This is a genomic window from Cupriavidus campinensis (assembly GCF_905397395.1).
Classification (GTDB): domain Bacteria; phylum Pseudomonadota; class Gammaproteobacteria; order Burkholderiales; family Burkholderiaceae; genus Cupriavidus; species Cupriavidus campinensis.
Window position 1 is genome coordinate 90,508 of sequence record NZ_CAJPVH010000018.1, and the last position, 8,702, is coordinate 99,209.

Below are 8,702 nucleotides of genomic sequence, written 5' to 3' on the forward strand. Positions count from 1 at the left end.
CTGGCATCAAATATGTGGGCTCAGGCCAACCGCGTTGCCGCGATACCTGTCGTGAGGCGTCCATCTGCCAAGGCCTGCAAGACCTTGAGGCGATCCAGTTGGCGCATCGTCATGGTGATCGTGTCGGGTCGCATGGCGGCTCCCAGGCAGACTGAGGCCGTACAGGGTACCTTGCAAGACTCGGACATTTGAATCTGGCTGGAAGCGGACATTCTGGTTTAGCCTCTACACATGGTGATCGTATAATGCGTATTATGTTAAATGCGTGCTACGGGGCTGCAAGCCAATACCGGGTTCCTTCTTAATCAACTCCGCTCTATATCGCAACACGTTTCACGACCGATCACCCGGCGCGTCCCGCAGCCTGCGCAGACGCGCCCGCACTACCGCCCTTTTTTCTTCTTCCCGGATGCCGCTGCCGTCTGCTTCGGCACGGCGTAGCCGCCGCCGGCCTGCGTGCCGGCCGCCTCGCCGGCCTGTCTGCCTGCGGCCTCTCCGGCCGCACGGCCGCTGCCGGGCGCCATGATGTCACGATACGTTAGCACCGGCGGCACCGGCTCCGGCACCGTATGACCAAAACCCGGTGCGCCATTCTCGGCCTGCCAGTCGTCACTCGTAACGAGGTCGTAGGCGGTATTCAGGTACGCCTCGGACCAGGCCGCCTGGTACTGCGCGATATAGCCGTCGCAATACGCCCTCACCTCTGCCACCGCGGCTGTCGCATGTTCCCTGGCCCGTGCGTCGATCCACCACTTGTCCCGGTCGGCCTGGTCACTGGTGTAGTGCCGCTCCTTGAACGGCAGTGCCTGGGGTACGGCCGGCGCAGCCACCGCCGGCAGTTCCTCGTCACCGAGCTGTTCGAGGAAGGATGCATGGAAGGCCGGCCCGAACAGGGCACGGAATCGCGCTTCGTACGCGGTGCGCTCGGGCACATCCTGCAACTCGGCCACGGCCGCATTGGGAATTGAGGACAACACCAGTTCACGGTTGCGCGCGATCGAGTCGTTGGCGCGCGCCGTCTCCCAGGCTAGCGAGTGATTGTGCCCCGCCGGCACGCCCATGGCATGGGCGACGCTCGCCGGCGTAAAGCCCTGCGCGTTGTAGTGGTGCATCACGTTGGCCGCAGGCACCTGGGCCAGGTCGATGCGGATATTGCCGTATTCGGTGAATCCCGCGCCATGGTTGGAGGTGATGTGCTTCGGCGTCGATGTGGCCGAGAAAGCCTTGTTGACGCCCTTGCGCGTCTGCAGGAATGCGAGCAGGTGCGGGTCGTTCCTCACCGTGCCCTGCGCGGTTCGCGCATGGGCGTTCAGCCATTCCAGATCGGTTTGCTTGTTGTTGGCCGGATCGTGCTTGCGGGGCTTTGCCTCGCCGTGGCTCTTGAACTTGAACCCCGTCTTGCCCTCGGTCTCCGCACCCCGGTTCAGCGGCGTCAGTGCCTGGCCGGCCTTGTACTGTTCGCGCTCCGGCGGCGTGATGCCGCGATACGCGAAACGCCGGACCGCATTGCCGCCGAGCATGACGTAGTCCTTGCCAGCCGGGCCGTCGAGCGTATGGCGCTTGTAGATCGCCGAATGCTGCGCGCTGAGCGCGGGCGCGGTCTGCGCGTACGCCGCCTGTCCGTGCAGCAGCTGCGCAACCTGCCGGCCCTGGAAGACGATCAGGTTGCCCTGCATCGTGAAGTCGCCGGGTAGCCGCCCCCGCAAGCCTTGCGGCGTGATTTCGGCGTTGCGCAGCGCTTGGGTGTAGGCGGTCTGGCGCCCTTCGTCTGCCTTGTCGCCGGCATTGAATTCGGTGGCGGCCAGGTGCTTGGCGCCGCGCACTTCGGCCTTGTACGCGTCGAGCACGTGCTTGAGCGTCGCAATCCCAGCCTTGACGATGGCGTCATCTGCATTGCCAAGTGGCTGCAGGCCGAACTTCGGTCCTCCCACGCACTGCACCGGCAACCCCGCCTCCGGCCGGGCGGCCAGCTGCACCATTGGTCCGTGCCGCTGCGCGTACATGTGGGACAAGGCGCGCTGGCCCATCGCATCAGCCTCGCGTTCGAGCACACCGTCGTTGTTCACCGGCACGCCGCCGTGCGTCTGCATGGTCGCGCGCACGCGGCCCTGGGCCTGCTGCACGATGTGCCACGCCTCGTGCGGCAGGTGGCGCTCCTGGCCCGGGCCGAGGTGGATGTCATGGCCCTGGGCATAGGCATGGGCGTTGAGCTGTGCCGGCTGCGCGGAATTGTAGTGCACGCGCACCGCGTCCATCGACATGCCGGAAAGCTGTTCGATGCCGGCCTTCAGCGCGTCGGGCAGCCCCGTGCGGCTGCGCCGCGCGGCGGCCGATGCGCCATCCGCACCGTCAGGGCCGGTGGCGCCAATGGCCCCAAGCCGGGCGCGCAGTTGTACCGCACGTGGGCTGCCGTGAACGGCGGCGTCCTTGAGGCCGCCAACTGGCGTGACGGCGTCCCTGTCATCACGGAGAGGGGCCGCACCGGCTTGTTCCAGTTTCCGGGATTCGCGCATGGGTAACGTCCTTGTGCGGCCCGCCTACGGCCGGGGCGGATGGTTCGGCATGATGGCGCCATTGAAAAAAGCCCAGTCCTTCGGCGCAAAGGCAATGGCAAAGGCAAAGGCGCAGAGCCTGACCTCCCCCAGATATGGATCCACTGAGAATTCCCCTGAAAGCAAGAACGCCGGCCGCTGTCACATTTTTATGCTTGTCGGCGTTTTTGTTGTTGTCTAAATCAAACGCGCCCCACCCATTGGGGGGGACTGCCCGGCATTGTTCCGCTGAACGCGTGCGTTTGACATCGATTTGGTCTATGTTTCTGACCTTGTTCCGACTGGGGCCCGCCGCCACACGGGAATGGCGTGAGTGTTCGGCATGTCGGAGAAAAATTCAACAGAAAATCGATGTCGGCCTCCTTGCCCGCGGCGGTGGTCGGCTGCTGCCGCGCTACCGGCTCGACCGGCGCGCCGTTCTGAGCCGGGGCCGGGGTGTTGTCACCCCGGCGCAAGCCGTCCCACCTTTGAATTGGCCCGCCCCGCGCGGGCCTTGTCATGTCGGCGAGCTTAAATTCCACTAACATCTCGCTTAAATTAAAAGAAATAACATAGCTCGTAAAACCGCTAATTGTTCCCATTGGCATCGCCGCTGCCACGGTTATAGTACGGACCGTACCGCCCCGCGGCGCCACGCCGGCGAGGCAGACATATGAGAGCGACCGGCTGCAGGCCACCGAAATGGCCGATGTCAGAGCTACGCCGGCGCTTGGCCGTGGACTTTCGGGGCAGGGACATCATGAGCAGGACATCGCAGGCGAAAGCATCGCAAGGTCACAGCGCGCGCGCGCAGCCAGCACGGAACGCGCCAGCCGCGCGCCATCGGCGCCATGCCTGCGGCGATTGCCATGCGCTGGCCCGCGCACTGCACGACGACCTCGCCCAACTGCTTTCCTACGCGCTGATCCAGATCGACATGGCGCAGGCATCGGCGCCCGACGCCGCGGCCTTCCGCGAATTGTCCCTGCGCCATGGCCGTGACCTGATCAAGGACGCCCTGCGTACCACACGCGACGTGATTGGCGGCCTGGTGGACGCGGCCCCGCCGGTGGAACCCACACTCGATGCGCAATGCCTGCTGCTGGCCGCCGAGATCGGCGCGCTGGCGCGCCAGCCGATCGAGGCCGATTGCGCGCCGGTCACGCCCGCGCCGCCGCAGCGCGTTTGTGCCGAACTGCTGCGCGCCGCGCGCGAGCTGCTCGGCAACGCCTGCAAGCATGCACCCGGCGCTCGCGTGCAACTCACCTTACGCCAGGACGGCAGCGAAGGCGACGGCCTGCTCCTGACGGTGCGTGACGACGGCCCCGGCTTCGACGCTGCGTGCCTGCAAGCGCCGGCCCCAGGCCACTACGGCCTGCACACCCTGCCCGACGCCTTGCGCGGCGTAGGCGCCACGCTGCACCTGCACACGCGCCCCGGGGCCGGCGTACGCGCCGAAGTGCGCTGGGCGGGCAAGGCGGTGCGGCAATGACGATCCGCGTAGTGGTGGCGGACGACCATGCAATGATCCGCGAAGGGCTGGCCGCCCTGCTCCAGCGCGAGGATGATATCGAGGTCCTGGCGCAGGCGCGCAACGGTGTCGAGCTGCTGCAGCTCGTGCGTTCGCTGCGCCCGGACGTGGCGGTGCTGGACATCGGTATGCCGATCCTGAACGGCGTGGAGGCCATCCGGCGCGTCACCGCGGAGGCGGTGCCCTGCAAGATGCTGTGCCTGTCGATCAACAATCGCCACCAGGAAGTCATGGCGGCGCTCGATGCCGGTGCTTCGGGATATGTGCTCAAGGAGAACTCGTTCGAGGAACTTTCGCGTGCCATACGGCGCGTCATGGCGAACCAGGTCTACCTCAGCGGCGAGCTGATCGGCGGCCTGCTGCACGCCTACCGTTCGCCGGGCACGCCACGGCACACGGATGGGGCCGCGTCCCTTGCGCTGCGGCTGCCGCAGCTCACGCCGCGCGAACGCCAGGTCGCGCAGTTGTTCGCCGAAGGGCACAGCACCAAGTCGATCGCGCGGATGCTTTACCTGAGCGACAAGACCATCGCCAGCCACCGGGAGAACACATTCCGCAAGCTCGGCATCCGCAGCATTGCCGAACTCACGCGCTATGCCATGCGCGAAGGGCTCAGTTCCTAGATCATATTGGCCTCGCCGGTCTTGATCAGGTGCTCGATGTAGCGCTCCACGGCCAGCGCACCCTGCGTCTTCTTCGGCACCTTGCTGTACTTGTAGATGCCCAGGCGCTGGGTCTGCTTCTTGGACTTCTTCTTGTGGATGCGCGGTTGCACCGCGAATTCATAGGCCGGACTGGCGGGGTCGAAGCCGCGCTTGGCCCCGAGCCGCTTGTGGATCTGGGTGTTGCGGCGATGCAGGTTGCGGTATCCGCCCACTTGCCGCACGCGATTTCTGGGCTTGGAAAGATCGAGCCACGCATGGCTGGCCGAAGCCGAGTAATCCTGCCCCTCGGTCTGCGTCAGCATGAAGTGGGCATCGCGGTAGAAGGCCAGCGCCGGGTATTTCGCGTCGAGCTCGACGCGCTTGTCCGTGGTGCCCTCCATGTCGTCCTCGAGCCCGTTCTTGTGCGAGTTGTCGGTGCCAAACGTGGGGCTGTGCACCTGGTGCATTTCGGGGTTGGGGATGGTGATGGCAAAGGCCTGGTTGTACGCGCTGGGGTCGCCGCGCACGTTTTGCGATTCGCCGGACGGCGCGTGGTCTCGGTTGACCGCCGACCCGGCAAGCCAGGCGGGCGTGTTCTTGAGGTTCTGGTAGTTGCGCGAATGCCCGGAATCCGACTTCAGCGCCACGTTGGTCGCATACGAGCCCACGTCGAACGGCGAGAGGTTCTCGCCGGTGCGGTCGGCGCGGCGACGGTCCACCAGCTCGCCCTTGGCCAGCCGGTCTAGCAGGGCCTGGTTGGCGCTCACGCCCCCCGGTGTTGGCGCCACGGTGCTGACCGCCTGGCCACGCCGGTCGCCCTTGGCCGGGTCCCACTCATGGAACAGCTTCTTCACATCGTCGTAGCTGTAGCGCGCCAGCGTCACCGGGTCCATGACCTTGCTGCTGCCGTAGCGCTTGCCGGCGTTCTTGAAGGTCGAGAACATCTCCGGCTTCATCTCGATGTACTTGCCCGCGTACTGCTGCCGATGCGCCGCCGTGTTGGCAAGGTAATTAACCTTGCCGGACTCGAGGATCTCGAACAGTACGTTCTTGGGATCGTGAGCTGTGGTCGGGGCCACCGCCGTCACCGGGCCCGATGCCGGCACGGGCGCGTTCACGGGCGTCAGCACCCGCACCCCGGGCTGCTGGGAGTGCATGCGGTTGCCCACATGGTGGTAGACCTCTCCCGTTGCGCCGTGGGTATGCGTGCCGTCGCCGTTGTCGCGCAGGTTGTACCGCCGCTCCCTGCCGCCCACGTCGACGTATTCCCATTTGGCCTGCAGCGGCATGGCGGCGCCCGGCGACGGCAGCGGCTTCAACGTCTGCGTGCCTGGCGCGGCGTGGAGCTGGCTCACGCGCGAAGACTGCGCAGCCATGCGGGCGCTGGCGTCCACGCGCCGCTGCAGGGCGCCGCCGGGCTGGCGCGTGTCGCGGGCCGGCGCGTCGGGGCCGTCACGGCTCGGTTGTCGGACTTTCACGCTTGGGTTTCTCCGGTCACGGTTTGGGCACGCGCGGCTTCAGCAGCGGCAACAGCATCGCCGCGAACACCGCCACCAGCACCGCCGCCAACAGGCGGCCACTGATCTGCGAGGCGGACAGGTCCGGGTCGCAGCGCAGCAGCAGCCCGCCAATCACCGCCGGCACGATGCCGGCCACCACGAGGTACAACTGGTATGGCCGCCCCAGCGCCCGCACGCGGCACGACGCCACGAACAGCGCGAGCGAGACCAGGGCCACCGTCAGCCCCACCCAGAATGCGGCCCGCATGGCCCAGCGCCAGTCGCATACCACGTTGCACAGCGCACCCTCGCGCGTCTCGCCAGCGAGGATGGTCTCGCGGATGCCATTGGCGAGCAGCGCGCCGGTGGCGGCATCTGCCACCGGCTGGGGCCACAGCGCGATGCCGCCGAAGTTGTCGTTGAAGTAGGCCAGGTCATCGTTCATCTGCCGGGGTTCGGCACCGCCGGCGGAAACCATCGGCACGATGCGCCGCACCACGATGGCGCGATTGGTGCCAACCAGCTCCGGCGTGGTCTCCACCGCCTCGCGCAGCGTCTTCTTGCTCTGCACGGTCGGCTCGGGCAGCGCCACCACGTAGCGCACGGTCACATTGGTGCGGCTGACGTAGCCCTCGTTCCCAGTTACGATGCGGCCATCCTCGAAGCGCGGGTCCTCGGCCTGCACCAGGGTGTCGAGCAGTTGGTCGAAGGTCCACGTGGCACCCGCCGGTGGCGTGGCTGGCGGCACCGCCGCCGCCTTGGCACGGACCGGTGCGGCCTGCGCTGCCGCAGCCGGCGCCGAGGCGGCCACGTCGTCGGCCGTGCGCAAGGCGGGCACAAGGTCGCCGGCCTGCAGCATCAGGTTCAGCGTGTACGGGCGGCGGCCCTTGCGCATCTCGGCGATCAGCGTCTGGATCAGCCGCTGGCGGAAGTCGTCGAACGCGGCATAGCGGCTGTCGCCGGGCAGCGGCACGGCGTCGAGGAACAGCGTGATGCCGTCGCCCAGATAGGGATCGGCGGCCAGCCCCGGGATGCGGTCTTCCCAGCGTCGTGCGTAATGGCTCAGCGGCACGTCGATCATGCGCATGGCCTGCCGGGCCACCTGCTCGGCCACGCGCCGGCGCTGGTCCTCCGGCAGCCGCGCGAGGAACTGCCAGTCCTTGCGGTAGACGGTGACGTCCAGCTTGCTGCCGTAGCGGTGCACGGCGCGCAGGAACGCCAGTTGCCCGGCGTCAGGCCGCAGCGGCGTGACGTTGCCGTCGTCGTCGAACGGCTGCGCATAGGCGAGCAACCGCTCGTAAAGGCTGAAATCGAGTTTCGGGCCGTGCGCGGGGTCGCTCCAGTGCGGCACCACGCCATAGACCTTGCCGCTCGTGGCCGCGATCAGGCAGTTGCATCCGGTGCCCGACCAGCCCGGTGCCGTGGACACTGCGGCGTCATGGCGCTGCATGGCCTGCTCGATCAGCCAGGCGCGTACGCGCGGCGGCATCAGCGTAGCCGGCAGGTCCTGCCACTTCACGGGCGCTTCCACCAACTGCGGCGGCACCTTGGGGGGCGGCCCCTGCCACGCCGTGGCGCAGCGCTGGCGCCACTGGTCGGCGCTTGGCGCGGTCTGGCGGGTTTCCAGCGCCACACGGTCGGTCAGGGCCGCCGCGTGGGCGCAGACCCGCGCGTCTAGCGCGGCGGCGAACAGGCCCCGGGTCGGATACTCGACATTGCGCAGCGGCTGGAGTAGCAGCGCGAGTTGCGCCGCCCCGGCCTCGCTCAGTTCGTCAAGGCCGTCGGCGTCCGGCACCGGTGGGGGTGCGACGGCCTCGGCGTCGCCCTCGGCCACATCGGGCGGCGCGGGTGGGGCAATCTTTTCGAGCACGGCGTCGGTGAGCCGCCAGGCGTCGACCGATGTTGGGCTGCGCAGCGGCGCCTGCGTCGCGTCGATCGGCACGGTCTGGATCGCCGGCGCGGATGCGGGTTTCGGCGCCGCGCTGCGCGGCCCGGCCACGTTGAGCGCGAACTGCTGGCGCACGCCCTGCCCCCAGCGGTCGCGCAGTTCCACAGTGAAGGTGCGCCGTCCACGCACCGTGGCCGTGCCCTGCACGTTGCCGTTAGCGTCCAGCGCCAGGCCCGCGGGCAACCCCGAGCCGACCTCGCTGAAGGCATAGGGCGGCTCGCCGCCAACAGCCTGGAAGCGGTAGCGGTACGGCACATCCACGGTGGCGGCCGGCAGCGCGGTGACGGCGGTTTTCTCGAAGCCGAGCGGATCGGGGTCGCCCAGGCACGCCTCCGGCGCCGCCCTGCCCGGCTGCACCGGGCACGCCAATGCCGGCGGATTTGGCGCTGGCGGGATGGCGGCCGGTGCGGACGCCGATGCCGGTGCCAATGTCGATGTCGATGTCGATGTCGGTGCCGATGCCGACGGCTGCGACGCCGCAGGCGCGCCGGGGGTGGCGGCGGGCGCGGGCCACAGCAGGCCGTTGCCGAGCAGCAGAAGCGCCGCCGT

At 68.0% G+C, this 8,702-nt stretch carries 6 protein-coding genes; 3 read left to right on the plus strand and 3 right to left on the minus strand.

Annotated elements, in window-relative coordinates; all coding sequences use genetic code 11:
* Positions 1-383: 383 nt before the first annotated feature.
* The gene (locus tag KHO18_RS13035) at positions 384-2,513 is read right to left on the minus strand and encodes an eCIS core domain-containing protein (protein ID WP_144195291.1); all 2,130 of its coding nucleotides are present in this window, start codon (positions 2,511-2,513) and stop codon (positions 384-386) included.
* Here KHO18_RS13035 and KHO18_RS13040 point away from each other — a divergent pair.
* From KHO18_RS13040 to KHO18_RS13050, 3 genes are all read left to right on the plus strand, one after another.
* Positions 2,512-2,733 carry a hypothetical protein gene (locus KHO18_RS13040; RefSeq protein WP_186296734.1) on the plus strand — a complete coding sequence of 74 codons (222 nt, stop codon included), beginning with the start codon at positions 2,512-2,514 and terminating at the stop codon, positions 2,731-2,733. The genes KHO18_RS13035 and KHO18_RS13040 overlap by 2 nt on opposite strands.
* Positions 2,734-3,291: 558 nt before the next feature.
* Positions 3,292-4,023: a sensor histidine kinase gene (locus KHO18_RS13045; protein WP_186296733.1), complete on the plus strand. Its 732-nt coding sequence runs from the start codon at positions 3,292-3,294 to the stop codon at positions 4,021-4,023.
* Positions 4,020-4,685: a response regulator transcription factor gene (locus tag KHO18_RS13050; protein ID WP_144195287.1), complete on the plus strand. Its 666-nt coding sequence runs from the start codon at positions 4,020-4,022 to the stop codon at positions 4,683-4,685. Before KHO18_RS13045 ends, KHO18_RS13050 begins: the two co-directional genes overlap by 4 nt.
* On the opposite strand, the gene KHO18_RS13055 is transcribed toward KHO18_RS13050, so the two are convergent.
* Positions 4,682-6,184 (minus strand): SURF1 family protein, encoded by a 1,503-nt coding sequence (locus tag KHO18_RS13055; RefSeq protein WP_211943327.1) that lies wholly within the window; start codon positions 6,182-6,184, stop codon positions 4,682-4,684. The genes KHO18_RS13050 and KHO18_RS13055 overlap by 4 nt on opposite strands.
* 16 nt (positions 6,185-6,200) lie before the next feature.
* Positions 6,201-8,702, minus strand: a 2,502-nt coding sequence (locus KHO18_RS13060) for an Ig domain-containing protein (RefSeq protein ID WP_244844767.1), incomplete at its 5' end; no start/stop codon positions are given.